The sequence below is a fragment of the Acidovorax sp. FJL06 genome (genome assembly GCF_003852545.1).
In the GTDB taxonomy this organism is placed as follows: Bacteria; Pseudomonadota; Gammaproteobacteria; order Burkholderiales; family Burkholderiaceae_C; genus Acidovorax.
Genome location: NZ_QAJR01000010.1, coordinates 27292 through 51279, shown reverse-complemented (window position 1 = coordinate 51279; position 23988 = coordinate 27292). Strand labels below are relative to the sequence as shown.

At 68.7% G+C, this 23988-nt stretch carries 20 protein-coding genes and 1 tRNA gene; 17 read left to right on the top strand and 4 right to left on the bottom strand.

The window, feature by feature from the left end:
* Positions 1 to 91 precede the first annotated feature (91 nt).
* The 9 genes from DBV10_RS05775 to DBV10_RS05735 all read left to right on the top strand — a co-directional run bounded on the left by DBV10_RS05775 (position 92) and on the right by DBV10_RS05735 (position 10233).
* Positions 92 to 910, top strand: a complete 819-nt coding sequence (locus tag DBV10_RS05775; RefSeq protein WP_124511499.1) for an NAD(P)-dependent oxidoreductase — start codon at positions 92 to 94, stop codon at positions 908 to 910.
* Positions 911 to 921: 11 nt separating this feature from the next.
* Positions 922 to 1803 (top strand): SMP-30/gluconolactonase/LRE family protein, encoded by an 882-nt coding sequence (locus tag DBV10_RS05770; protein WP_124511497.1) that lies wholly within the window; start codon positions 922 to 924, stop codon positions 1801 to 1803.
* Positions 1804 to 1845: 42 nt separating this feature from the next.
* On the top strand, positions 1846 to 2823 hold the full coding sequence (locus DBV10_RS05765; RefSeq protein ID WP_124511495.1) for a TRAP transporter substrate-binding protein: 978 nt from the start codon (positions 1846 to 1848) through the stop codon (positions 2821 to 2823).
* Between the two features lie 69 nt (positions 2824 to 2892).
* Complete coding sequence (locus tag DBV10_RS05760; RefSeq protein WP_124511493.1) at positions 2893 to 3381, top strand: TRAP transporter small permease; 489 nt, start codon at positions 2893 to 2895, stop codon at positions 3379 to 3381.
* A gap of 53 nt (positions 3382 to 3434) precedes the next feature.
* Entirely contained in the window at positions 3435 to 4724 is a 1290-nt protein-coding gene (locus DBV10_RS05755; RefSeq protein ID WP_124511491.1) for a TRAP transporter large permease, read from the top strand.
* 61 nt (positions 4725 to 4785) lie between these two features.
* Positions 4786 to 6360, top strand: a complete 1575-nt coding sequence (garD, locus tag DBV10_RS05750) for a galactarate dehydratase (protein ID WP_124511489.1) — start codon at positions 4786 to 4788, stop codon at positions 6358 to 6360.
* Positions 6361 to 6429: 69 nt separating this feature from the next.
* Positions 6430 to 7542, top strand: coding sequence for an aldose epimerase family protein (locus DBV10_RS05745; RefSeq protein ID WP_124511487.1), 1113 nt, complete (start codon positions 6430 to 6432; stop codon positions 7540 to 7542).
* Between the two features lie 77 nt (positions 7543 to 7619).
* Positions 7620 to 8609 carry a catalase gene (locus tag DBV10_RS05740; RefSeq protein WP_124511485.1) on the top strand — a complete coding sequence of 330 codons (990 nt, stop codon included), beginning with the start codon at positions 7620 to 7622 and terminating at the stop codon, positions 8607 to 8609.
* Positions 8610 to 8712: 103 nt separating this feature from the next.
* Positions 8713 to 10233, top strand: coding sequence for a DegQ family serine endoprotease (locus DBV10_RS05735; RefSeq protein WP_124511483.1), 1521 nt, complete (start codon positions 8713 to 8715; stop codon positions 10231 to 10233).
* Between the two features lie 51 nt (positions 10234 to 10284).
* Here the strand turns inward: DBV10_RS05735 and DBV10_RS05730 are convergent, their stop codons facing one another.
* Positions 10285 to 11313 carry an ABC transporter substrate-binding protein gene (locus DBV10_RS05730; protein WP_124511481.1) on the bottom strand — a complete coding sequence of 343 codons (1029 nt, stop codon included), beginning with the start codon at positions 11311 to 11313 and terminating at the stop codon, positions 10285 to 10287.
* A 187-nt stretch (positions 11314 to 11500) separates the two neighbouring features.
* Here DBV10_RS05730 and DBV10_RS05725 point away from each other — a divergent pair, with 187 nt between their 5' ends.
* The 5 genes from DBV10_RS05725 (at position 11501) to DBV10_RS05705 (ending at position 16668) form a co-directional block, all read left to right on the top strand.
* Positions 11501 to 12160, top strand: coding sequence for a response regulator transcription factor (locus DBV10_RS05725; RefSeq protein WP_124511479.1), 660 nt, complete (start codon positions 11501 to 11503; stop codon positions 12158 to 12160).
* 235 nt (positions 12161 to 12395) lie between these two features.
* Complete coding sequence (locus DBV10_RS05720) at positions 12396 to 13793, top strand: ATP-binding protein (protein WP_124511477.1); 1398 nt, start codon at positions 12396 to 12398, stop codon at positions 13791 to 13793.
* Entirely contained in the window at positions 13790 to 15217 is a 1428-nt protein-coding gene (locus DBV10_RS05715) for a phosphatidylserine/phosphatidylglycerophosphate/cardiolipin synthase family protein (protein ID WP_124511475.1), read from the top strand. Before DBV10_RS05720 ends, DBV10_RS05715 begins: the two co-directional genes overlap by 4 nt.
* Before the next feature lie 66 nt (positions 15218 to 15283).
* The gene (locus DBV10_RS05710) at positions 15284 to 16276 is read left to right on the top strand and encodes a 2-dehydropantoate 2-reductase (RefSeq protein WP_124511473.1); all 993 of its coding nucleotides are present in this window, start codon (positions 15284 to 15286) and stop codon (positions 16274 to 16276) included.
* Between the two features lie 20 nt (positions 16277 to 16296).
* The gene (locus DBV10_RS05705) at positions 16297 to 16668 is read left to right on the top strand and encodes a hypothetical protein (RefSeq protein WP_124511471.1); all 372 of its coding nucleotides are present in this window, start codon (positions 16297 to 16299) and stop codon (positions 16666 to 16668) included.
* 103 nt (positions 16669 to 16771) lie between these two features.
* Here the strand turns inward: DBV10_RS05705 and DBV10_RS05700 are convergent, their stop codons facing one another.
* Positions 16772 to 17272 (bottom strand): Lrp/AsnC family transcriptional regulator, encoded by a 501-nt coding sequence (locus DBV10_RS05700; protein ID WP_124511816.1) that lies wholly within the window; start codon positions 17270 to 17272, stop codon positions 16772 to 16774.
* A gap of 109 nt (positions 17273 to 17381) precedes the next feature.
* Here DBV10_RS05700 and DBV10_RS05695 point away from each other — a divergent pair, with 109 nt between their 5' ends.
* Entirely contained in the window at positions 17382 to 18269 is an 888-nt protein-coding gene (locus tag DBV10_RS05695) for an EamA family transporter (protein ID WP_124511469.1), read from the top strand.
* A 53-nt stretch (positions 18270 to 18322) separates the two neighbouring features.
* Here DBV10_RS05695 and DBV10_RS05690 read toward each other — a convergent pair.
* Together DBV10_RS05690 and DBV10_RS05685 are read right to left on the bottom strand one after the other, a co-directional pair.
* Positions 18323 to 18397 (bottom strand) — tRNA-Arg (locus DBV10_RS05690).
* Positions 18398 to 18457: 60 nt separating this feature from the next.
* Complete coding sequence (locus DBV10_RS05685; protein ID WP_233589825.1) at positions 18458 to 21970, bottom strand: translocation/assembly module TamB domain-containing protein; 3513 nt, start codon at positions 21968 to 21970, stop codon at positions 18458 to 18460.
* Between the two features lie 943 nt (positions 21971 to 22913).
* On the opposite strand from DBV10_RS05685, the gene DBV10_RS05680 reads away from it, so the two are divergent.
* Entirely contained in the window at positions 22914 to 23330 is a 417-nt protein-coding gene (locus DBV10_RS05680; protein ID WP_056419932.1) for a disulfide bond formation protein B, read from the top strand.
* Positions 23327 to 23983, top strand: a complete 657-nt coding sequence (locus DBV10_RS05675) for a thioredoxin domain-containing protein (RefSeq protein ID WP_116750446.1) — start codon at positions 23327 to 23329, stop codon at positions 23981 to 23983. Before DBV10_RS05680 ends, DBV10_RS05675 begins: the two co-directional genes overlap by 4 nt.
* The last annotated feature ends 5 nt before the right edge of the window (positions 23984 to 23988 follow it).

The following is a 23988-nucleotide window of genomic DNA, read 5'->3' as shown; positions in this document are numbered from 1 at the left end:
GCTCATGGGAGTACATTGCTTTTCGTTGTACGACAACTGATGACGTTCAACGGCGCATACCGCCACTGTACCAAGAACCTTCCCAATTTCCATGCCCTGCCACCCGACCCCGATCCGCTTCCACCGATTGCTGCTCACCGGCGCTGCAGGCGGCCTGGGCCGTGAACTGCGCCAGCGCCTCAAGGCGTACTGCACCACCTTGCGTCTGTCCGACATCGCCGACCTGGGGGCCGAGGCCGCCGGTGAAGAGGTGTGCCCTGCCCAGCTGGAAGACGCCGCCGCCATCCATGCGCTGCTGGCCGGCGTGGACGCCGTGGTGCACCTGGGCGGCGTGTCCACCGAGCAGCCCTGGGACGCCATCCTGCCCGCCAACATCGTCGGCGTGTACAACCTGTACGAGGCCGCGCGCAAGCAGGGCGTCAAGCGCGTGATTTTTGCCAGCAGCAACCATGTCACCGGCTTCTACCGCCAGGACGAGGTCGTGGGCCTGCGCGACCCGGCGCGCCCCGACGGCCTGTACGGCGTCTCCAAGGCCTTCGGCGAAGACCTGTCGCGCTTTTACTTCGACCGCTACGGCATCGAGACCGTGTGCCTGCGCATCGGATCCTCCTTTCCCGAGCCGCGCAACCGCCGCATGCTCGCCACCTGGATGAGCTACGACGACCTGGAGCGCCTGGTCGTCGCCAGCCTCACCGCCCCCGTGGTGGGCCACAGCACCATCTACGGCATGGGCGACAACACCACCACCTGGTGGGACAACACGCTGGCGCGCCACATCGGCTACCGGCCAGAGGACAGCTCCGAGCAATTCCGCGCCAAGGTGGAGGCGGCCGACCCCGCGCCCGACATGGCCGACCCCGCCGTCATCTACCAGGGTGGCCCCTTCGTGCGCACCGGTCCTTTCGAGTGAGCCCTCCCGCCATGGACCTGCTGCTGCCCGACCACCGCGACCAGGTGGGCGAAAGCCCCCTGTGGTCTGCCACCGAACAGGCCCTGTACTGGGTGGACATCGAAGGCCGCGCCCTGCGCCGCCTGCGCTGGGCCGACCGGCAGCTCACCAGCTGGGCCACGCCCGAGCGCCTGGCCTGCATCGCCCTGCATGCTGGTGGCGGCCTCATCGCGGGCATGGACACGGGCCTCTTCCACCTGCGCCCGGCCGATGACGGCACGCTGGCCAGCACCCTCATCTCGGCCGTGCAGCACCCCGAGGAGGGCATGCGCTTTAACGACGGACGCTGCGACCGCCAGGGCCGCTTCTGGGCCGGCACCATGGTGCGCGACATGGCGCTCGCCCGCCCTGTGGGCAGCCTGTACCGGCAGGACGCGCGCGGCCTGTCCGCCCCCCAGGTCCAGAGCCTGGTTACCCAGAACGGCCTGGCCTTCAGCCCCGATGGCGCCACCCTGTACCTGAGCGACAGCCACCCCAGCGTGCAGCAGGTCTGGGCGCTGGACCTGCATGGCGACGGCAGCCTGGGCCCGCGCCGCCCGTTCGTGGACATGCGCGCGCTGCCCGGTCGGCCCGATGGCGCGGCCATCGATGCTGAGGGCTGCTACTGGATCTGTGCCAACGATGCCGGCCTGGTGCACCGCTTCACCCCCGCGGGCGTGCTCGACCGCTCGCTGGCCGTGCCAGTGAGCAAGCCCTCGATGTGCAGCTTCGGCGGGCCCGACCTCGACCTGCTGTTCATCACCTCCATCCGCCCGGGCCAGCCCCAGGGCAACGACATGGCGCACGGCGGTGCGGTCTTCGTGGCCCGCCCCGGCACCCGAGGGCTCGCAGAAGCCCCGTACCTGCCCGCCTGAGCGCGGCGCCCCACCCCCATTCAACCCAGGAGACAACGCACCATGAACGTTCCACACCTTTTTGGCCGCGTGGCCATCGCTGCTAGCGTGCTGCTCGGCGGCCTGGCCGCGCAGGCCACCGAGTTCCGCTCGTCCGACATCCACCCCGAGGACTACCCCACCGTGCTGGCCGTGCGCCACATGGGCGAGACCCTGAACAAGGCCACCGGCGGCAAGCATGGCATCAAGGTCTATGCCAAGGGGGCCCTGGGCATCGAGAAGGACACCATTGAGCAGACCAAGCTGGGCGCGATCGCGATGACGCGCGTGAACGTGGCGCCCATGAACAACATCTGCCCCGCGACCATGGTGCCCACCATGCCCTTCCTGTTCCGCGACAAGGAGCACATGCGCAAGGTGCTGGACGGCGCCATCGGCGACGAGATCCTCAAGGACTGCGAATCGCAGGGCTTCGTGGGCCTGGCGTTCTACGACAGCGGCGCGCGTTCGATCTACACCGTGAAGAAGCCCGTCAAGACCCTGGCCGACGTCAAGGGCCTGAAGGTGCGTGTGCAGCAAAGCGACCTGTGGGTGTCCCTGCTCGAAGCCATGGGCGCCAACGCCACCCCCATGCCGTTTGGCGAGGTCTACACCGCGCTCAAGACCGGCCTGGTGGATGCTGCCGAGAACAACTACCCCAGCTACGAAAGCTCGCGCCACTTCGAGGTCGCCAAGTTCTTCAACAAGACCGAGCATTCCATGGCGCCCGAGATCCTGCTGTTCAGCAAGCGCGTGTGGGACACGCTGAGCGCTGATGAGCAGAAGGCCATCCGCGCCGCCGCCAAGGAGTCGGTGGGCTTCATGCGCAAGATCTGGGACGAGCGCGAAGAAAAGTCCCTGGCCACCGTCAAGGCCGGCGGCGCGCAGGTCGTGGAGATCGACAAGGTCGCGTTCAAGACCGCCATGAAACCCGTGTACGACAAGTTCCTGAAAGACCCCAAGCTGCAGGACATGGTCAAGCGCATCGACGCGGTGCAGTAAACCACCCCGGCCGGCGGGCGCACCGTGGTGCCCAGCCGGCCACTTCTTTCCGTCTTCAGGATGTCCACCATGTATACGCGTCTGTGTGCCTTCATTGCGCGCTCTTGCCTTCAGCTGGGTGTGGCGGGGCTGGTGCTGCTGGTCTGCGCCGTGCTCTACCAGGTCATCGGCCGCTACATCTTCAACGACACGCCCACCTGGGCCGAAAGCGGCGCCGTGCTGCTGGTGCTGTACGTGACCATGCTGGGCATGGCCGTGGGCGTGCGCGATGCGGGCCACATCGGCCTCGAATCCTTCCTGGTGCTGGCGCCCGACGGGCTGCGCACCAAGCTCGAGTTGCTGATCCACGCGCTGGTGCTGGTGTTCGGCCTGGTCATGGCCTGGAACTGCGGCGTGCTGGCCGAATCGGTGGCGCCCTACAAGATCCCCACGCTGGGCATCTCCGAAGCCTTCAAGTACGTGCCGCCCGCGCTCGCCGGTGTGCTGGTGGCCATGTTCTCGCTGGAGCACATCATCGCGCTGCTCCACGGCACCGAGGTCGAGCCCGCCTGGCATTGAGCGCGCCGCAGCACACCACCGCACCTTCACGTCCTCATAAAGATTCCACCATCATGGCGTTGACCATCCTGTGCGTGAGCTTCACGCTGCTGTTGCTGCTGGGCGTGCCCGTGGCCTTCTCGATCGGCCTGTCCTCGCTGGCCACCATCCTCTACGAAGGCCTGCCCCTGGCCGTGGGCTTCCAGCAGATGATTTCGGGCATGAACCCGTTCTCGTTCCTGGCGATTCCGTTCTTCATCTTCGCCGGCGAAATCATGATGTACGGCGGCATCGCCGACAAGATCGTGGACTTTGCCAAGAGCGTGGCCGGCCATGTGCGCGGCGGCCTGGGCATGAGCAACGTGCTGGCCTGCACGCTGTTCGGCGGCGTCTCGGGCTCGCCCGTGGCCGACGTGTCCGCCATGGGCGCGGTGCTCATCCCGCAGATGAAGAAAGAGGGCTACCACGCCGACTACGCGGTGAACGTGACCACACACGCCTCGCTGGTGGGCGCGCTCATGCCCACCTCGCACAACCTCATCATCTTCACGCTGGCTGCCGGCGGCAAGGTGAGCATCGCCGCGTTGATCCTCGCGGGCATCGTGCCGGCCCTGCTGCTGACCATCTGCAACCTGGCGGCCGCGTACTTTGTGGCCGTCAAGCGCGGCTACCCTGCGGGCACCTTCCCCGGCTGGGAGATCGTGTGGATCTCGTTCCGCGCGTCCATCCCCGGCCTGGCCGTGGTGGTGATCATCATCGCGGGCATTCTGTCGGGGGCCTTCACGGCCACCGAGTCGGCCTCGGTCGCGGTGCTGTGGGCGCTGATCCTGTCGGTGTTCGTCTACAAGCGGCTCACGCGCGAGCAGTTCCTCAAGGCCGCCTCCAAGGCCGTCAAGACCACGGGCACCGTGCTGCTCTTGATCGGCATCTCGTCCATGTTCGGCTACCTGATCGGGCTGTACGGCGTGGCGGAACTCACGGGCGATGCGCTCAAGTCCATGAGCACCTCGCCCTGGGTGATCTTCCTGTCGGTGAACATCATCCTGTTCGTGCTCGGCACCTTCCTCGACATGGCGGCCACCATCCTGATCTGCACGCCGATCTTTTTGCCCATCTGCCAGCAGTTCGGCATGAGCACCGAGCAGTTTGGCATCGTCATGCTCATCAACTGCGCACTGGGCCTGAACACGCCCCCTGTGGGCACCACGCAGTTCATCGGCTGCACCATCGGCGGCGTGTCGGTGGGCGAGGTGATGAAGACCATCTGGCCGTTCTACGGCGCGCTCATCGTCGCGCTGATGCTGGTGACCTATGTGCCCCAGTTCTCGATGTGGCTACCGGACCTGGTGCTCAAGGGCGGCTGAGTCGCAGGGCCCTGCCCGTGATGATGAGAGATATGTACCCACAGTGAAGTGAACGGACCCCATGCGAGACCCCCTCACCATCCGCATGCATGCGGAAGACAACGTGGCCATCGTCGCCAACGACGGCGGCCTGCAGGCGGGCACGGTGCTGCCGCAAGGCGTGCCTGGCGCCGGCACCACGCTGCGCGACAAGGTGCCGCAGGGCCACAAGGTGGCGCTGGCAGACATCGCTGAAGGCGCCGTGGTGCGCCGCTACAACGTGCCCATCGGCTATGCGCTGAAAGCCATCCCGGCCGGCAGCTGGGTGCACGAGCGCCTGCTGCAGATGCCCTCGGCCCGCGCGCTGCAGGGCCTGCCCATGGCCACGGTGAAGCCCCCCGTGCTCGAACCCCTCACGGGCTACACCTTCGAGGGCTACCGCAACGCCGACGGCTCGGTGGGCACGCGCAACATCCTGGCCATCACCACCACGGTGCAGTGTGTGGCGGGCGTGGTGGCCTTGGCGGTGCGCCGCATCAAGGACGAGCTGCTGCCTTTGTACCCGCACGTCGATGACGTGATCGGCCTGGAGCACACCTACGGCTGCGGCGTGGCCATTGATGCGCCGGACGCCATCATTCCCATCCGCACGCTGCGCAACATCAGCCTCAACCCCAACTTTGGCGGCGAGGTGATGGTGGTGAGCCTGGGCTGCGAAAAATTGCAGCCCGACCGCCTGCTGCCGCCGGGCAGCTTCCCCATCACCGACGAGCGCGATGCCGCGCTGGGCCCCGAGACGGTGTGCCTGCAGGCCGACCACCATGTGGGCTTCATGTCGATGCTGGACGACATCGTGCAAAGCGCCCGGCCCCACCTCACGCGCCTGAACGCGCGCCGCCGCGAGACCGTTCCGGCCAGCGAGCTGGTGCTGGGCGTGCAGTGCGGCGGCAGCGATGCGTTCTCGGGCGTCACCGCCAACCCGGCCGTGGGTTTCTGCGCCGACCTGCTGGTGCGCGCTGGCGCCACCGTGATGTTCAGCGAGAACACCGAGGTGCGCGACGCCGTGGAGCAGCTCACCAGCCGCGCCGCCACGCCCGAGGTGGCCCAGGCCATCGTGCGCGAACTGGGTTGGTACGACCAGTACCTGGACCGCGGCCGCGTGGACCGCGCGGCCAACACCACGCCGGGCAACAAGGCGGGCGGGTTGTCCAACATCGCCGAGAAGGCCATGGGCTCCATCATCAAGAGCGGCACCGCGCCCATCGCGCATGTGCTGGCGCCGGGCGAGAAGCTGCGCCCCGACCAGCGCGGCCTGGTCTATGCCGCCACGCCCGCCAGCGACTTCATCTGCGGCACGCTGCAGCTGGCCGCCGGCATGAACCTGCACGTGTTCACCACCGGCCGGGGCACGCCCTATGGCCTGGCCGAATGCCCGGTGGTCAAGGTGGCCACGCGCAGCGACCTGGCGCGCCGCTGGCACGACCTGATGGACATCAATGCCGGCAAGATCGCCGACGGCGAAGCCAGCATCGAGGAGCTGGGCTGGGAGATGTTCCACCTGCTGCTTGACGTGGCCAGCGGCCGCAAGCAAACCTGGGCTGAGCAGTGGAAGCTGCACAACGCGCTGGTGCTGTTCAACCCCGCGCCGGTGACCTGATGAACCTGGCGGGGCCTGCCCGCGCCATGGCCTCCTGCAGGGCGCCGCTGGCCGCATAGACTCGCTGCCATGGCCCATTCCCTTTCGCGCGAAGCGTTTCAACAAGAGTTGCACGGTCAGCGCACCGACCTTTTCACCCTGCGCAGCGCGGGCGGCCTGCAGGTGGCCGTGAGCAACTATGGTGCGCGCCTGGTGCAGGTGGCGGTGCCCGACGGGCAGGGTGGCTTGGCCGATGTGGCGCTGGGCTACGACAGCCTGCAGGGCTACCTGGACGGCCAGCTTTCCATGGGCGCGCTGATCGGCCGCTGGGCCGGGCGCCTGCGCGGCGGCAGGCTCACCCTGCCCGATGGCGCGCAGCGCCAACTGCCCACCAACAGCGGCCTGCACCACCACCACGGCGGGCCCCGGGGCAGCCGTTTCCAGGTCTTTGTGGTCGAAGACGTGCAGACCGATGCACTCGTCCTGGGCCACACTTTTCGCACCGAAGACGACGGCGTGCCCGGAACGGTGCGGCTGCGGCTGCACTTGCAGGTCACGGCCGACAACGCGCTGCACATGGCCTGGACGGCCGAGGCACTGGATGCACCCACCGTGCTCAACCTCACCGGTCACGCATTCTTCAACCTCGCAGGGCGGGGCAGCACGCACGGCCACCGCTTGCAGGTGCCTGCCAGCCGCTACGTGCCGCTGGCGGCCGATGTGTGCCCCACGGGTGTGCTGGCGGCTGTGCAGGGCACGCCCTTTGATTTCCGCGAGGCCCGCTGTGTGGGCGAGGCCGTGGCCATGCCCCATGAGCAGCTGGCGTTGGCGGGGGGGCTGGACCACTACCTGGTGCTGGACGAGCAGGGGCCGCAGCATGCGCCGCCTGCCTCTGCCATCACCCCGCCCGGCCTGCGCCTGGCGGCGCTGCTGAGCGAGCCCCAGAGCGGCCGCGCGATGGAGGTCTGGAGCACCGCCCCCGGCGTGCAGGTGTATGCGGGCCATGGACTCAAGGCCGATCCGGTGCGGGACCGGGGCCGGGGCGCGCAACAGGGCGGCTGGCTCTGGCAGCCGGGCGACGGCATCTGCCTGGAGCCCATGGCGTACCCCGATGCGCCCAACCACGCAGCCTTTCCCGTGCGCTGGTTGGCGCCCGGGGCGGTGGTGCAAGGGGCCATCGTGTACCGCTTTCACCACCCTTAGGCGCTGTCCGCCCCGCGGCACCCGCAGGAGGGGCTTGCGCGCTACCATGCCGTTTTGCGATCAGAGAGAGGCCTTCGATGAACACACCCTGCGTGCCCAGCACAAGCTGGAAGGAAGTCGTGGCTGCCGATGAAGAGCAGCGTTTTGCCGGATACGCGCGCCAGTTTGCCGAACTGCAGGCGCGCAAGTCGCAGAAATACGGAGCGGGCCGGGGCCTGCACCGCAAGCAGCTCACGGCCGCGCGGGGCCAGCTGCAGGTGCTGGGTGACTTACCTGCCTTTGCGGCGCACGGGCTGTTTGCCCAGCCCGGGCAGTACGAGGTGTGGGTGCGCCTGAGCAATGGCGGCATGGACAAGGCCTCCGACCGCAAGCCCGACATCCGGGGTTTTGCGTTCAGCGTGCTGGGCGTGCAAGGCGATTCGGCGCTGGGCAACGGGCCTGCCAGGAGCCAGGACTTCCTGCTCATCAACCAGGAGAAGTTCGCCTTTCCGCAAAGCGCCGAGTTCGTGGACTTTGTGGTGGCGGCCTCGCATGGCGGCGGGGCCCTGATCAAGTTCCTGGTCCAGCGTCACGGGGTGCTGGGGGCCCTCAAGCAGATCGGCAAGACGGTCAAGACCTTTGGCCGGCCGTTTGGGGGTTTTGCGGCCCATGCCGTCCACAGCGCCGCGCCCATTGCGTGCGGGCCGTATGCGGTGCGCGTGCGCCTGGTGCCCCATGCGTCCAATGGCGCACCGGTGACCCAGGTGCAGGAGGACTGGGACGCCGAGTTCGCGGCCCGCCTGCGCCAGCAGGACCTGCACTGGGACTTGCAGCTGCAGCCCTTTGTGGACGAGGCCACGACCCCCATCGAAGACGCCAGCGTGGACTGGCCTACGCCCTACACCACCGTGGCCCGGCTGACCTTGCCCCGGCAGGACCCTGCCACCGACCCGGAGCTGGCGCGCCAGGTGGAGGCCGCCGTGTTCGACCCCTGGCAGGCCCTGGCGGCACACCGCCCGCTGGGCGACGTGATGCGTGCCCGCAAGGTGGTGTACTTCGAGAGCCAGAAGGGGCGCGGGGCGGCGTAGGTAGTGAGGGGATGGCGCGGCCACCTGCCGCGCGCCTAAGTTTCGTCTAAGTGTGCGTGCCCACACTGCCTTCCATCGCAACCCGACTGGAAGGCAGAACCCCATGAACACGACGACGCTGACATCCACCCCCCGCCGCATCATCCTGGCCCTGGTGGCCGCAGGCGCGGTGGGCGCCCTGGGCGCGGGCCTCATCACGGGGCACCCGGCCCGGGCCCTGGCGCCCACCGCACCCCTCGTGGCACAGGCCCCGGCAGCCCCCGGCGGTGCGCTGCCCAGCTTTGCCCAGATCACGGCGCAGAACGGCCCGGCCGTGGTCAACATCAGCGTCACGGGCAGCACCAAGACGGCGATGGCCGGCGATGAGGACGACGATGAAGGGCAAGCCTCCGCGCGCCAGCGCCGGGGCCCGCAGATGGACCCGAGCGACCCGTTCTACGAGTTCTTTCGCCAGTTCGGCATCCCCGGCGCGGGCATGCAGGGCCAGCCCAATGTGCCCACACATGGCCAGGGCTCGGGCTTTATCGTGAGCGCCGATGGGCTGGTGCTGACCAATGCCCATGTGGTCAAGGGCGCGACCGATGTGACCGTCAAGCTCACCGACCGGCGCGAGTTCCGCGCCAAGGTGCTGGGCGCCGACCCCAAGACCGACGTGGCGGTGCTCAAGATCGACGCCAAGAACCTGCCCACGGTGCGCCTGGGCAGCACGCGCGACCTGCAGGTGGGCGAATGGGTGCTGGCCATCGGTTCACCCTTCGGCTTCGAGAACAGCGTGACGGCCGGCGTGGTCAGCGCCAAGGGCCGCTCGCTGCCCGACGACAGCCTGGTGCCTTTCATCCAGACCGATGTGGCGGTGAACCCCGGCAACTCGGGTGGGCCGCTGTTCAATGCGCACGGCGAGGTGGTGGGCATCAATTCGCAGATCTACAGCCGCTCGGGCGGCTACCAGGGCGTGTCGTTCTCCATTCCCATCGAGCTGGCCGCCAAGATCAAGGACCAGATCGTCGCCACCGGCAAGGTGCGCCACGCGCAACTGGGGGTGGCGGTGCAGGAGGTGAACCAGGCGTTTGCCGAATCGTTTGCGCTCGACAAACCCGAGGGCGCGCTGGTGGCCAGCGTCAGCAAGGGCAGCCCGGCCGAGAAGGCGGGCCTGCAGGCGGGTGACGTGATCCGCCAGGTGGACGGCCAGGCCATCGTGGCCTCGGGCGACCTGCCGGCCTGGGTGGGCCAGGCCCAGCCCGGGCAGCAGGCGCGCCTGTCGGTGTGGCGCCAGGGCAAGCCGCTGGAGCTGACCGCGACCCTGGGCGACGCCAGCGACAAGGCCATCAAACAAGCGCGCAATGACGACGCCGTGGGCAAGGGCCAGTTGGGCCTGTCGCTGCGCCCACTGGACCCGCAGGAGCGCCGCGAGGTGGGCGTGGCCGAGGGCCTGGTGATCGAACAGGCGCGTGGCCCTGCAGCGGCAGCCGGTGTGCAGCCGGGCGACGTGCTGCTGGCCATCAACGGTGCACCCGCAAAGAACATCGAGCAGGTGCGCACGGCCATGGCCAAGGCGGGCAAGTCGGTGGCGCTGCTGATCGAGCGCAATGGCGACAAGATCTTTGTGCCGGTGCGCCTGGGGTAAGCCGTGGGGAGCGCCCGCCGTTGGCAAGGCCTGTGCGGCGGGCGGCTCCCATCAGCGCGGCAACGGCTCCACTTCCTTGGTCCAGCGGTCGATCAGGCGCCTGCGCTCGGCGGCTTTGCCGTATTTTTCAAAGTCGTATTTGATGAGCTTGACGTTGTCCAGCGTGGGAATGCGCGGGTCCATCTTGAAGCTCTTGTTGGCCGGCACCTGGTAGCTGCCCACCTGGGCGCCCACGGCCTGGCCTTCGGGGCTCATCAGCCAGTCGTAGTATTTTTTGGCGTTCTCCATGTTGCGCGCACCCTTGACCAGGGCAATGCCACCGATCTCGTAGCTGGTGCCTTCGCAAGGGGCCTGGGTCTTGATCGGGTACTTGTCGGCCTTCCACTTTTCGAAGTTGAACATGAAGGTGATGCCCACGCCCACCTCGCCCTTGGCCACGTTGGGCGCTTGCGCCTGGCCGCTGCGGGTGTAGGTGGTGGTGTTCTTGTGCAGGGCCTTGAGGTAGTCGAACGCCTTGTCTTCGCCCATCAACTGCACCAGGCCCGCAATCACGGTGTAGGCCGTGCCGCTGGAGGCGGGGTGCGAGATTTCCACCTCGCCCTTGTACGCGGGCTTGATCACGTCGGCCCAGCATTGGGGTTCGGGCAGTTTCTTTTTCTTGAGGGTATCGGTGTTGTAGCCAAAGCCGATGGCCGAACTGTAGAAACCTCCCACCTGGTTCCCCGACATCGCGTACTGGCGCACGCTCCAGCCGTGCAGATCCTGGAGATAGCCCGGGCGGTATTCGGCCAGCAGGCCTTGCTCGGCCACTTGAAGGAACGGGTCCCCGGTGCCACCCCACCAGATATCGGTCTTGGGATTGTTGGCCTCGGCACGCAACTGGGCCGCGATTTCGCCCGTGCCCTTGTGCGCCTGGTTGACCTTGATGCCGGTCTTGCGGGTGAACTCCTTGGCGGCTGCTTCGCACCAAGGGGCGTCGGTGCTGCACAGCGCATTGACCACGCCTTGTGCCTGTGCACCTGCAGACAGGGCCGCCAGCGCGGCCGCCGCAGCAATGAACCGGGTTTGTTGGAATGCCATCGATCTTGCTCCTTACGTTCTGTTGTTGTGGCCCGACACGGGGGTCGGGGCGTTCGCCCAACGCCCGTTGATTGTGGCAGTGCTGTGACCAGCGATGCGTGCCCGATGCGGCCCCTTTCGCATCGGGCCGTGGTGCCACCGCTATCCTCGGCGGAGTACATTCCCCCGATCTTTTGAGCCCGTTGCCATGCGCCTCCTGCTTGTTGAAGACGACCCCATGATCGGCGAAGCCGTGCTGGACCTGCTGCGCGCGGAGCACTACGCGGTGGACTGGGCGCGTGACGGCGATGCAGCCGACTCTGCCCTGCGCACCCAGCCCTACGACCTGGTGCTGCTCGACCTGGGCCTGCCCCAGCGCGATGGCCTGGCCGTGCTGCGCAACCTGCGGGCCCGCAAGAACCGCACCCCCGTGCTGGTGGCCACCGCCCGGGATGCCGTGGCCCAGCGCATCGAAGGGCTCGACGCCGGTGCCGACGACTACCTGCTCAAGCCCTACGACCTGGATGAACTGCTGGCGCGCATCCGGGCCTTGCTGCGCCGCGCCGCCGGCCGCGCCGAGCCGGTGTACGAACACAAGGGCGTGTGCATCCACCCCGCCACGCGCGAGGCCACGGTGCAGGGTGTGCCCGTGGTGTTGTCGGGCAGAGAATGGGCGGTGCTGGAGCCGCTGATTGCCCGGCCCGGCATGGTGCTGTCGCGCCAGCAGCTCGAAGACAAGCTCTATGGCTGGGGCGACGAGGTCAGCAGCAATGCGGTGGAGGTCTACATCCACGGCCTGCGCAAGAAGCTGGGGGCAGACTTGCTGCTCAACGTGCGCGGCGTCGGTTATCTCGTTCCCAAGGCATGATCCTAGAAACCGCAGTTGACCGCTCGTTTAGCTTCATAAGTGCTTATGAACACAGCATTTTCCGGCTTCGATCGCGCTCACCTGTTGGGTGAGGGCGCTATGCACCCGGCAGCACCACGCTCGGCGCGCCATGCGGCGTTACTCGTCCTTGCGGGCAGGAGCCCGCTGCGTCCTCGCGCCTTGCCTGGCACACCGATCGCGGCACTGCCGGGTGCATCCAACTGCGGTTTCTAGGATGACGGAAAAAATCACCGAGGCCCTGCGCGCCCTGCTGCCGCGCTCGCTGCGCATGCAGTTGCTGATCTTTCTGCTGGCGGCCATTGTGCTGGCCGGGGCGGTGCAGGGCGCGCTGGCCTACCGGGGGGCGCTGGCCGAGGCCGACACCCTGTTCGACTACCACATGCAGCAGACGGCGCTCGCGCTGCGCTCGGGCCTGCCGGTGGACGCGCAGGGCCTGGGCCCGGGGCTGGACCCCGAGGACGAGAACCACGAATTCATCGTGCAGGTCTGGACCAACGAAGGCCTGCGCATTTTTGAATCCGCCGTGGGTGCGGCGCTGCCCCAGATTGCCGTGCTGGGCTTCACCAACGTGCAGGCGCGGGGCGGCACCTACCGCGTGTTCTCGATGCAGACGCGCTCGCAGGTCATCCAGGTGGCGCAGAACATGGCGGTGCGCCGGGACATGGCCCGCACCCTGGCGCTGCGCACGCTCGCGCCCCTGGCCTTCATGGCGCCGCTGCTGGTGCTGGCCGTGTGGTGGGGCGTGAGCCGCTCGCTGGCACCGGTCGAGCGCGTGCGCCGCCAACTGGCGCAGCGCCAGGCGGACGACCTTTCACCCGTCAGCGATGCCCAGCTGCCCGACGAGGTGCAGCCCCTGGTGAGCGAACTCAATCTGCTGTTCGAGCGCGTGCAACGCGCGTTCGATGCGCAGCAGCACTTCGTGGCCGACGCGGCCCACGAGCTGCGCTCGCCGCTGGCCGCGCTGCGCCTGCAGCTGCAGGGCCTGCAGCGCGCGGGTGACGACACGGCGCGCGCGGCGGCCATCGAGCGCCTGTCCGCCGGCATCGACCGCGCCACCCGGCTGGTGGAGCAGCTCCTGACCCTGGCCCGGCAGGAGGCGAGTGCCAGCAGCCTCGCCGCGCGCAGCGAACCCGTGGACCTGCGGGCCGTGGCGCAGTTGGCGCTGGCCGATGTGGCGCCTGCGGCCCAGGCCCGCGCCATGGACCTGGGGCTGCTTGCATCCGATTCCGCTTCAGTGCCTGGCAATGCCGAGGCGCTGCGCATGCTGGTGCGCAACCTGCTCGACAACGCCATCAAATACACGCCCCGGGGCGGCCAGGTGGACCTGCAGATCCGGCGCGCGGGCGGTAGTACGGGCGGCAGTGCGGGCGGGCCGGGCGCGGTGCTGCTCACGGTGGAAGACAGCGGCCCTGGCATTGCCGAGGCCCACCGCGCCCGCGTGATGCAGCGTTTTGTGCGGGAGACGGCCGACGCGGCCCCCGGCAGTGGCCTGGGCCTGGCCATCGTGCAGACCATTGCCCAGGCGCACGGCGCCACGGTGGTGCTGGGCGCCTCGCCGCGCCTGGGCGGGTTGCGGGTGGAGGTGCAGTTCCCGGAGGGCGCGGCCGCATGAACTGGCTCGCCGTACTTTCTGGCCTGGGGCATGCGGCACTGGCCACGGCGGGCCTGCTGGTCTATGTGCTGGCGACGCGGATCGGGCACCAGCGCCGCCACCCCTCGGCCGCAGCGGGCTGGGTGGTGGCCATGGTGGGGTTTCCGTATGTCGCGCTGCCGCTGTTTCTGCTTATCGGCACGCGGAAGTTCGTGCGCCCCGTGCGGCGCCCCCGGGGTGCCTGGGCCGCCATCCCGCCGGGCCCAGAGCCGATCAGCGGCGCGGCATGGGCCACCCAGCTGCTGGCCTGCATGGAGCTGGCACCCGCCGTGCCCAACAACACCATTCTTTGGCATGCCGATGGCGATGAAGCGCTGCGCGGCCTGATGCGCACCATCGCCTCTGCAACGCACAGCCTGGATGTCTGCACCTTTGTGTTTGCCAGCGATGCCGTGGGCGAGCAGGTGGCGCAGGCCCTGCTGCGTGCGGTGCAGCGGCGCGTGGCGGTGCGCCTGCTGGTGGATGCCGTGGGCAGCCTGCATGCGTCCCGCCGCATGCTGCGGCAACTGCGGGAGGGCGGCGTGCAGGTGCAGCGTTTCATGCCCCTGCTCCACAACCCCATGCGGGGGCGCACCAACCTGCGCAACCACCGCAAGCTGGTGCTGGCCGATCGGCGGTCCTTGTGGAGCGGCGGCCGGAATCTGGCGGCCGAGTATTTCACCGGCGCACCCGGGCAGGCCGCGTGGGTGGATCTGAGCTTTGAAGTCCACGGACCGCTGGCGGAGCAGGCGGCCGCGCAGTTTGCCGGAGACTGGCTGGCCGCCAGCGGCCGCACGGACCCGATGCCCCCCGCGCCGGTGCATGGGCCCGCGCAGGCCACGGCGGCGGCGCCGTCCGGCGCTGCAGGGTCGGCCTGGGCGCAATGGGTACCCAGCGGGCCGGACCATGCCGATGACACGGTGCACACCTTGCTGCTCGCAGGGGCCTACCACGCACGGCGGCGCATCGTCGCCGTCACCCCGTACTTTGTGCCCGACGACGCCTTGCTGGCGGCCTGGTGCCTGGCCTGCCGGCGTGGCGTGCAGGTCCAGTTGCTGGTGCCCCGCCGTTCCAACCACCGCCTGGCCGACTGGGCCCGCGAGCGGGCCTTGCGCGAGCTGGCGGCGGCGGGCGCCCAGGTGTGGCTTGCGCCAGGCATGGTGCACGCCAAGGCGGTGCTCATGGACGACGACCTTGCGCTGGCAGGGTCGCTGAACCTGGATGCGCGCAGCCTGTTCCTGAACTACGAGGCCATGGCGGCCTTCTATGGTGCAGAGGAGCTGCGCTGGCTTTCCCACTGGTGCGACGCACAGATCGCGCGAGCCCAGCCTTACCATGCGCGCAAGCCCACCTGGGTGCGCGACGTGGCCGAGGGGGTCGTGCGGTCCGTGGGGTTTCAGCTGTAGCGGGGGCTGGTCGGCGCCATCGCGGGGCTGTCAAAAATCAACTGGCGATACAGAGAGGGGCAACACATGGACTTCATTGTTTTGGGGGCGGGTGCCATTGGCTGCTATGTGGGCGGGCGGCTGGCCGCGCAAGGCCATCGCGTGTGCCTGGTGGGGCGGCCCGGGGCGCTCGCGCCCATCGTGCAAGGCGGGCTGCGGGTGACGGACCTGGAAGGGTTTGACCAGCTGGTGCCGCCCACCGCGTTCCGCGTGGCCACCACCCTGGCGGAGGCTGCACCAGCAGCAGACAGCGTGGTGCTGCTGTGCGTGAAGAGCGGTGCCACGGAATCCGCCGCACGCGAACTGGCGGCCTGCTGTGTGCCGGGCACGTCGGTCATCTCGCTGCAGAACGGTGTAGACAACGTGGCCTTGTTGGAGGCGCATGCGCCCACCCTGCGGGTGCTGGCCGGCATGGTGCCCTACAACGTGGTGCTGCGCGGCGCCCATGTGCACCGCGCCACGGCGGGCCACCTGCAGTTGCAGCGGGATGCGCTCACCGACAACCTCGCGCCCCTGTTCAACGCCGCCGGCCTGGCCACGGTGCTGCCCCCCGACATCCGGGCGGTGCAGTGGGGCAAGCTGATGCTCAATCTCAACAACCCGGTCAACGCCTTGTCGAACCTGCCGCTGCGCGAGGAGCTGCTGGACCGCGACTGCCGCCAGGTGTTTGCCGCGCTGCAGACCGAGGCGCTGGGCGTGATGGCCCGCGCCGGCATCCGCCCGGCCCAGGTCACCGCAGTGTCGCCGCACATGCTGCCGCGCGTGCTGCGCCTGCCCAACTGGCTGTTCACGCGCCTGGCCCGGCGCATGCTGCAGATCGACGCCAAGGCGCGGTCCTCCATGTGGGACGACCTGGAGGCGGGGCGTGTGACCGAAATCGACGCGCTCAGCGGCGCGGTGGTGCGCCTGGCTGCCGAACACGGCATGGCCGCGCCGCTGAACGCCCGGATGTGCGAGCTGCTCCATGGCCCGCGCCAGCGCCTCAGTGGCGCGCAGATGCGCAAGGTATTGGTAATTTGATTGCGTGGAGCGTTCAAAAGATGACCAATGCGATGCAACGTCGTAAGACGTTGCAAGTCAAAGTTTGTAGAAGTGGCGCGACAATTGGGCTTCATCGCATCACCACGACTCTCAATATGTTGATCAAGAAACAAAAACTTTTCATTGCTGCCGTGGGTGCAGTGTTATTGCATTTTTTGTTTTTTTCCTACAGTTTTGAAGACCTCAACTTCTCCGAACCCCTGCATCTTCTCTCCCTGGGATCCGTGCATATGTTCTACGCTGAGGCGCCACTCTATCTTTTTCGAGGGGCTTTCATTCCTCAGCTTATGGGTTTGGTTGTTCTTCTCCTCGTATTGATAGTCCTGGGTTTTGTGCTGTACAACGACCGTTATGCGGCCACGCGCAGCTAGGCCAGCAAGGCTGGTCAGCTGCGGAGGGTCGTATGGGAAGCGCTGTGCATGGTTTGGTGCATTCCGTTCCCGCCACGTTTAAATTGCGCCTTCTGGGCTAAGCTCAACCTACAAGCGGTGAGGCAGGCGCATTCTTTAGTGGCACCCTAAGCCCCGCCTTGAGGCAGCCCAGCGACACCGATGTGCGAAAGCGCCGCACGTTGTCGTCGCCCTCGAACAGCCGCCGCGTGAGCGCCTCGTAGTCCGCCATCGACGCCACGGTCACCACCAGCAGGTAGTCGGCTTCGCCGGTCACGCTGTAGCACTGCTGCACCGCGTCTTCCGCCGCAATGCGCGCGCGCAGCGGGGCTGTGCGGTCGGGGCGCTCGTTTTCCAGGTGCACCTCCAGCACGATGGTCAGCGGCATGCCCACCTTCACCGGGTCAAGCACCGCCACGTTGGCGCGGATCACGCCGCTGTCCTGCAGCCGCTTGATGCGCCGCTGCACAGCGGGGGCCGACAGGTTCACGGCCTGCGCAATCACCCGCTGGGGCGTGGTGTTGTCGGTCTGCAGGATCTCCAGGATGGCCAGGTCAAAGCGGTCAAGGCCTTGCGAGGCAGGCATGGCGGGCAGGTGGGACATGTCGGGTGGCCAGTGGCGGGTGAGCGAAAGTTGCGTGGATGGCGCCAAATCAGAGGCAAAAACACGCGGTGATCGAACTATATTTTTACGCATGACCGCGTCCCGATTCCACCGTTTTATTCCTTTCCTGGCCGTGCTGGGCTCCGTCACGGCGCTGGGCATCGGCACCTCGTGGGCCAAGCAGATCCTGTTCCCCGCAGTGGGCGCGCAGGGCACCACGGCCGTGCGCGTGGGTTTGTCGGCGGTGCTCATGCTGCTGCTGTGGCGCCCCTGGCGGTGGCGCCTCGCGCGTGCGGACGCCCTGGCCATCGCCAGCTATGGCGCGGCGCTGGGCGGCATGAACCTGATGTTCTATATGTCGCTGCGCACGCTGCCCTTTGGCCTGGCCGTGGCCATCGAGTTCGCGGGCCCGCTGGCCGTGGCGATCTGGTCGTCGCGCCGCGCGGTGGACTTTGTTTGGGTGGCCCTGGCCATCGCGGGGCTGGGCATGCTGCTGCCGCTGGGCCTCAACGGCAGCATGCTGGACCCCCTGGGCGTTGTCTATGCGCTGGCGGCTGCCGTGTTCTGGGCGCTGTATATCGTGTTCGGCAAACGCGCCGGGCACCTGCACGCGGGGCATTCCGTGTCGTTGGGCCTGCTCGTGGCCGCCATCGTGGTGGTGCCTGTGGGCGTGGCGCATGCGGGGGCCGCGCTGCTGACGCCTGCCGTGTTGCTGGTGGGGCTGGGGGTGGCGGCCGTTTCCAGCGCCATCCCCATTTCGTTGGAGATGATGGCCCTGAAGCGCCTGCCCAAGGAGGCGTTCGGCATCATGATCAGCATGGAACCCGCTGTGGCCGCCGTTCTGGCCATGGGCCTGCTGGGGGAGCACCTGAGCGTCCACCAGTGGCTGGCCATCGGCCTGATCGTGTCGGCGTCGATGGGGACGGCGATGACGGCGGGGCGGGGCCAGTCGGTAGCGCGAGAGCCTGTGGCCGCTTGACGCAGGCTGCCGTTGGCTGCGCCGGTCTGCCTTTGCTTTGAGGAACCGGTCTCTGGTCCCCTCAGCAGGAATCGAACCTGCATCTAGCGCTTAGGAGGCACTCGTTCTATCCATTGAACTATGAGGAGAGCAACCGCGCATTGTAGGGGCTGCGCAGGGGGCTCCCGGGCGTGGCCGGCCATGCTTGCTCAGTCGTACTTCACGGTATAGATCAGGTCCACCGCGCTCTTCTCGCCGGTCTGGCCGCGCAGGGTGAGGCGGCGCGACAGGTCGTAGAAGATGTACAGCGTGCCCAGGGTGCCCGACAGGCTGCGCTCGTAGGTCACGTACAAATCCTTGGACAGGCGTTTGCCGAAGGTGAGGGCGGCGCCCGTGGCGTCTTCGCCCGCACCAGGGCCCTTGAAGCCGATTTCGTCCAGGCCCAGGCGGTTGGCCACGTGGGCGGCGGTGCCGCTGCCGCCTCCTCCACCGCCACGGCCCAGCAGTGCGAGCGCGGCCTGTTGCAGCACGGCGGCTTCGGCGCCACCGGCGGCGGCGCTGCGGCCCAGCACCACCCATGAGAGCTTTTCGGCGTCGGGCAGTTCGGGGTCGGAAACCAGGCGCACGCGCGGGGCCTGGGCGCTGCCGGTGACCTGCACCCCTGCCCGCACGCTGATGTTGGGGCGCAGCGCCAGGATGTCGAGCGAGGGGTTGTTGTACGGGCCGTTGAAGCGGATGAGGCCGGTCTCCACGTCCAGCATCTGGCCCCAGGCGCGGTAGCGGCCTTCTTCGGTGCGCACCTCGCCGGTCACCCGGGGCGGGGCGCCGGGCACGGCGCTGCTGCGGATGTCCACTTCGCCCGTCAGGCGCGTGGTGATGCCGTGGCCGTGCAGCGCGAAGTCGCGGCCCAGGTTGAGGGTGATGGCGATGTCCGGGGGCTTGGCGGTTTCGGCCTGGGCGGCCGCCTGGCTGGCGCGGGCGGCCGCCTCGGCCCTGGCCTGGTCTTGCTTGTCCTTGGCGGCGGAGCGCACCACCACGTCCGAGCCCAGGCTGGGCGCGGTTTCGTCGGGCAGGATGATGGTGGCGCGGTCGGTGGTGAGCTTGCCGCGCAGGCTGATCTGGCCTTGCTGCAGCTGCGCCTGCAACTGGCCCGACACGCTGATCTGCCGGTCGGCGCGCACCAGCACCTGCAGGGCCCGGGCTTCGGCCTGCAGGGCCATGGCGATGCCGGACATGCCATGGTCCGCCGGGCCCCAGGTGATGCGGCCCGAGCCGGTGAGCGTGCCGCCGTCTTGCGGCGCGGCGGTGCGGTTGCCGCTGAAACCCGCGATGCGGGCCCCGCTGCCGCGCCCGCCCTGCAGGCGGAATTCGGTGATGTCGAGCTGGTTGCCGTGCAGCGTGGCGCGCAGGCGGCCGCCCTGCAGGTCCACGCCGTCGACCACGGAGCGCACGGCCAGGTCGTCGGCGCCCAGCGTGCCGGCCCAGCGCGGGGCATCGCGTGTGCCCGACAGTGTGGCGCTGGCATCCAGCGTGCCGCGCACGCGCCAGCCAGGCGGTGCCAGGGCGGACCACACGCCCACGTCCGGCAGGCGGGCGCGCAGCGTGCCGGCCAGGGGGGCATCGGCTGCCCAGGTGATGGCGGCAAGGTCGGTGCCCGCGCCGCCACCGGCGAGGGTAAGCCGTGTGCTGGCGCTGGCGTCGATCTCGCCGGCGCGGTCGCTGGCCCAGACCAGGCGCGCGCGCAGGGCGTCGCCTTCCAGCTCCACGGAGGCTTCTGCCTGGCGCACTCCGGCCGGTGTGCCCATGGTGGTGGCTGTGCCGGTGGCCTCGGTGGCGATGACGGTGGTGGCGCCTGCGCCCGCGCCCTGGCCGCTGCTTTGAACGGCGGTGACGGCCGTGGGGTCGCCCGCCAGGATGCGCAGGTCGCCGCTGGCGCGCCGCAGGCTGGCGCTGGCACGCAGGGGGCCGGTGGTGTCCAGGTTCCACTGCCCCTCCAGCACCAGGCTGCTGGCCAGGCCCATGCGGGCCAGCAGCGGCTGTTCTGGGCGGCCCGCCGCTGCCGGTGTGCCGCCGAGGCCCAGCGCGTCCACCCAGGCCATGGGCAGGCCCTGCAGGGTGCCCTGGGTCTGCAGTTGCAGGGTGGGGCCTGTGACCACGCGCAGGGGCTGCCAGCGCAGCACGGCGGTGCCGGGTTGTGGGCCGCTCAGGCGGGCCTGGCCTGCGGAGGCCTGGAGGGTCAGCGAGGGCGCGGGCTGGGGCGGCGGGGCGCTGCTGTTTTTGTTGTCTTTGCTGTTGCCGGTGCGGTGGTTTGGCGCGCCGGCGGCGGGGCCTGTGCTGGCCGCTGTGTTCACGGTAAGGGCCAGGGGCTCGGCCAGTTGCAGCGACCACGGGCCGGGGCGTTGCGCGTCCTGTGCCAGCAGGCGCAGTTCGCTGATCTGCGCCCGCCACTGCGCGGGCGCTGCCAGGCCGCCGGACAGGCGGGCCTGCAGGGTGGCGCGCTGCATCTGTGGTGCCTGGCGGGCGTTCAGGCGCGCTTCACCGTCCACCGACACGGTGGCCTGCAGCAGGTTGCCTGACAGCTCGGCCTTCACGCCGCGCAACTGCACCGCCGTGGGCCGGCTGCCCGCGTCCTGGGCGGGCGGCAGCACAAGGTCGAGCTGCGAGGTGGCCAGCGTGGCCTGCAGCTCGAAGCTGTCCTTGGCCGTGGGCAGGGTGCTGCCCGGGTGCGTGGCCTGCAACTGGCGCGCCAGTGTCTGCCAGCCGCCTTTCCAGCGCGCGGTGGCCGACACCGCACCCTTGGCCGTGGCGCCCTGCAGCGCGGCCTGTGCGGCGCTGCCGGCCACTGGCAGGCGGGTCAGCCAGCGTTGGGTGGCCTCGGTGTCGGTCCATTGCAGCTGCAGGTCGCCCGCGCCGCTGGCTGGGGCGATGCTGCCTTGCGCCCGGGCCGTGGCGCCCGGCACCGTCACGGCGAGCTGGCCTTGCACGGCGGGGCCGGCCAGGGCGATGCGCAGGCCGGTGGCTTCGGCGCGCGCCTGCAGCGCGTCCACCAGCAGGCGGTCCAGCTGCACCGTGCCGCCATCGGCCTGGGCGCCTGCCTGGTGTGCACCGGCGGGTGTGCCCGGTTGCCAACTGCCCTGGGCCACCAGGGCCTGGATGCTGAGTGGCGCTGGGCGGCCTGGGGTGGCCCGTGCGCGTGCTGCGGCCGCGCCCGCGGCACGGATGTCTGCGCTGAAGCGCAGCGTATCGCCCTGTGTCTGCGCGCTGACGCGGCCCGCCAGTGGCGTGGCGGCCATGGCGGTGTGCAGCAGGTCGGGGCGCAGGTTGCGCAGTTCGGCCTGGCCTTCCAGGGCCTGGGTGGAGGGGGTGTAGTGCCCTTGCAGCGTGGCGGTGCCGGGGCCCGCGCTGGCCACGGCGCGGGGCACGGTCCAGCGCGTGCCGTCGTAGCCGGCATCGGCCTGCAGCGCGGACAGGGGCAACCGGCCCTGGTCCCAGGGGCCCGGCAGGTCGTTGCGCAGCTGGGCCTGCAGCGTCCAGCCGGGGGCGGGGGCATGGCCTGCCGCCGTGCCTGCGGGAGCGGGCCCAGCCTTCACCGTGCCGTGCAGCTCTGTGTGGGGTGCCTGGGGCCAGAGCGCGGCCAGGTCCAGGGCGCGCAGCGCGGCGGTGGCGGCCCGCAGGGGCTGGGCGGCCCACGGCGTGATGGTGGCCGTGAGGTCGGCCTGCATGGGGCCGGCCGGCGTTGCGGCGGGTGGTGCCACGGCTGCCGCCGCAGGGTGGATGCGCGCCTGCAATGCGAGCTGTGCCGTGGCGGTGGCCAGCGTGCCTTGCAGCGTGGCCTGTGCGCCCAGCTGCAGTGCGGCGCCATCGCCGGGCACGGTGGCCTGCACGGTGCCGTCCACCGTGGCGGCCAGTGTCATGGGGGCGTCTGCCTGCAGCGTGGCGCTGGCGGTGTAGCGCCCCTGGGCCAGCTCCAGGTTGTCGATTGTCAGGCGGTGGTCGCGGCCGTCGTAGCGGTAGTCGCCCCGCAGGCCTTGCACCCGCACGGCCGGCGCGCCTGCATGCTTGCGCGCGTGCCGACTGCGTTCGAGACGCCAGTACAATTTTCTGGATGCGCTCCCCACTGCTTGTTCTTTTGCTGGTGCTTTTGCCGCTGCAATTGGTCTGGGCTGCAGTGGGGCCGCACGACAGCGCGCCGGAGTACGGGGTTTCGCTCATGACAGCACGGCACTTGTGCGAACACCACCAAATGGGCCTGGCTGCGGCCGACGAGAAGCGGGCTCGGGAGTCAGCTCGAATGGGCACTGCCGCTATCGAAGTGGAGTGCGGCACATGCCACGCCCAGGGTCCAGAGGCGCTGCCCGCGCGGCGCGGCGTTTGCGCGGCCGTCGGGCAGGAGCACTTTGGCATTTCTATCAGAGCGCGCTGGTCCCCAGTGCCTGCCAGCCGTCCCGAACGTCCTCAGTGGCACGCCCTGGCCTGACCAGGGTATCGCCCAGCAATCCACTGCGATCCCTGCCAAGCGTGCCGCCCCCTGTGGGCCGGCCTTGACGCATGCCTTCGGGATCTCTTCATGTCCATAGCCATTGGGCCGCCTGGCCCGCAAACCACCGCAAGTAGTCCTGCGACACCCCCTTGCTGCACTCCCCTGAGGATGCAATGGAGGCACCGATGAAAAGGACCTCATTGCTGCTTCTAGCCGCCTGGTTGACCGCTGTTGTGGCAACTGGCTGCGCGCTGTTCATCGGCGAGGTGATGGGCATGGCCCCCTGCGTGCTGTGTTGGTATCAGCGCATTGCCATGTTCCCCTTGGCATTGGTGCTGGGCATGGCCTTTTACAGCGATGACCGCCGGGGAGCGGTCTATGCCTTGCCCCTGGCGATTGCAGGCGCGGCCGTAGCGGGGTACCACAGCCTTCTGGCTGCAGGCCTGGTTCCCAGGGCATGGGTTCCATGCGCTGTAGGAGTGTCCTGCGCCGATCAGAAGCTCGACTTTTTCTATGGCATTGAACTGCCCTGGCTTTCCTTGACGGCGTTCATTGTTATCGCCGTTTCACTCTGCCTTTATCTGCGCAAAACAGCAAAATGATCCACCGCAAATACATCATCGCCCTCGTGCTGGGCGTCGCACTTGCCGCCTTCGGGGTAGGTGCGAGTCTCTACCAGAGCCGTGTGCACAGCAAGCAAGAGCAGCAGGCCTCCGAGCAGTCTGAGCGGCTGGTGCGCATGCATTCGCCGGTCATCGGTCCCCGCGAGGCGCCCGTGACAATTGTCGAATTCTTCGATCCCGCGTGTGAAACCTGCCGCGCTTTCTATCCGGTCGTGAAAGATCTCATGAAGCAGTATCCTACCCGGGTACGGTTGGTCATTCGGTATGCGCCGTTTCACCAGGGCTCGGGAGAGGTGGTCAAGCTGCTGGAGTCCGCCCGGCGGCAGGACAAGTACCTCCTGGTCTTGGAGTCCCTGCTGGCGGCACAGCCACAGTGGGCAGACCATGGAAGTCCCAATCTGGCATTGGCCTACAGTGCGGCCGAGCAGGCAGGTCTGGACATGGCGAGAGCTCGGGCCGACATGGCATCGCCCACGCTGGAAGCGATGCTGCAGCAGGATGTGCAGGACCTGACTGCCCTCAAGGTCGACAAGACCCCGACCTTCTTTGTGAATGGGCGGCCATTGCCCAGCTTTGGCGCCAAGCAACTGGCTGAGCTGGTAGCCCAGGAGGTCTCCAAGGCGGGCAAATAGGCATC

Bases quoted from the DNA above. Each gene is read 5' to 3' on its own strand.
- DBV10_RS05775 (WP_124511499.1), top strand. From the start codon at position 92: ATGCCCTGCCACCCGACCCCGATCCGCTTCCACCGATTGCTGCTCACC.
- DBV10_RS05770 (WP_124511497.1), top strand. From the start codon at position 922: ATGGACCTGCTGCTGCCCGACCACCGCGACCAGGTGGGCGAAAGCCCC.
- DBV10_RS05765 (WP_124511495.1), top strand. From the start codon at position 1,846: ATGAACGTTCCACACCTTTTTGGCCGCGTGGCCATCGCTGCTAGCGTG.
- DBV10_RS05760 (WP_124511493.1), top strand. From the start codon at position 2,893: ATGTATACGCGTCTGTGTGCCTTCATTGCGCGCTCTTGCCTTCAGCTG.
- DBV10_RS05755 (WP_124511491.1), top strand. From the start codon at position 3,435: ATGGCGTTGACCATCCTGTGCGTGAGCTTCACGCTGCTGTTGCTGCTG.
- garD (WP_124511489.1), top strand. From the start codon at position 4,786: ATGCGAGACCCCCTCACCATCCGCATGCATGCGGAAGACAACGTGGCC.
- DBV10_RS05745 (WP_124511487.1), top strand. From the start codon at position 6,430: ATGGCCCATTCCCTTTCGCGCGAAGCGTTTCAACAAGAGTTGCACGGT.
- DBV10_RS05740 (WP_124511485.1), top strand. From the start codon at position 7,620: ATGAACACACCCTGCGTGCCCAGCACAAGCTGGAAGGAAGTCGTGGCT.
- DBV10_RS05735 (WP_124511483.1), top strand. From the start codon at position 8,713: ATGAACACGACGACGCTGACATCCACCCCCCGCCGCATCATCCTGGCC.
- DBV10_RS05730 (WP_124511481.1), bottom strand. From the start codon at position 11,313: ATGGCATTCCAACAAACCCGGTTCATTGCTGCGGCGGCCGCGCTGGCG.
- DBV10_RS05725 (WP_124511479.1), top strand. From the start codon at position 11,501: ATGCGCCTCCTGCTTGTTGAAGACGACCCCATGATCGGCGAAGCCGTG.
- DBV10_RS05720 (WP_124511477.1), top strand. From the start codon at position 12,396: ATGACGGAAAAAATCACCGAGGCCCTGCGCGCCCTGCTGCCGCGCTCG.
- DBV10_RS05715 (WP_124511475.1), top strand. From the start codon at position 13,790: ATGAACTGGCTCGCCGTACTTTCTGGCCTGGGGCATGCGGCACTGGCC.
- DBV10_RS05710 (WP_124511473.1), top strand. From the start codon at position 15,284: ATGGACTTCATTGTTTTGGGGGCGGGTGCCATTGGCTGCTATGTGGGC.
- DBV10_RS05705 (WP_124511471.1), top strand. From the start codon at position 16,297: ATGACCAATGCGATGCAACGTCGTAAGACGTTGCAAGTCAAAGTTTGT.
- DBV10_RS05700 (WP_124511816.1), bottom strand. From the start codon at position 17,272: ATGCCTGCCTCGCAAGGCCTTGACCGCTTTGACCTGGCCATCCTGGAG.
- DBV10_RS05695 (WP_124511469.1), top strand. From the start codon at position 17,382: ATGACCGCGTCCCGATTCCACCGTTTTATTCCTTTCCTGGCCGTGCTG.
- DBV10_RS05685 (WP_233589825.1), bottom strand. From the start codon at position 21,970: ATGCAGGCCGACCTCACGGCCACCATCACGCCGTGGGCCGCCCAGCCC.
- DBV10_RS05680 (WP_056419932.1), top strand. From the start codon at position 22,914: ATGAAAAGGACCTCATTGCTGCTTCTAGCCGCCTGGTTGACCGCTGTT.
- DBV10_RS05675 (WP_116750446.1), top strand. From the start codon at position 23,327: ATGATCCACCGCAAATACATCATCGCCCTCGTGCTGGGCGTCGCACTT.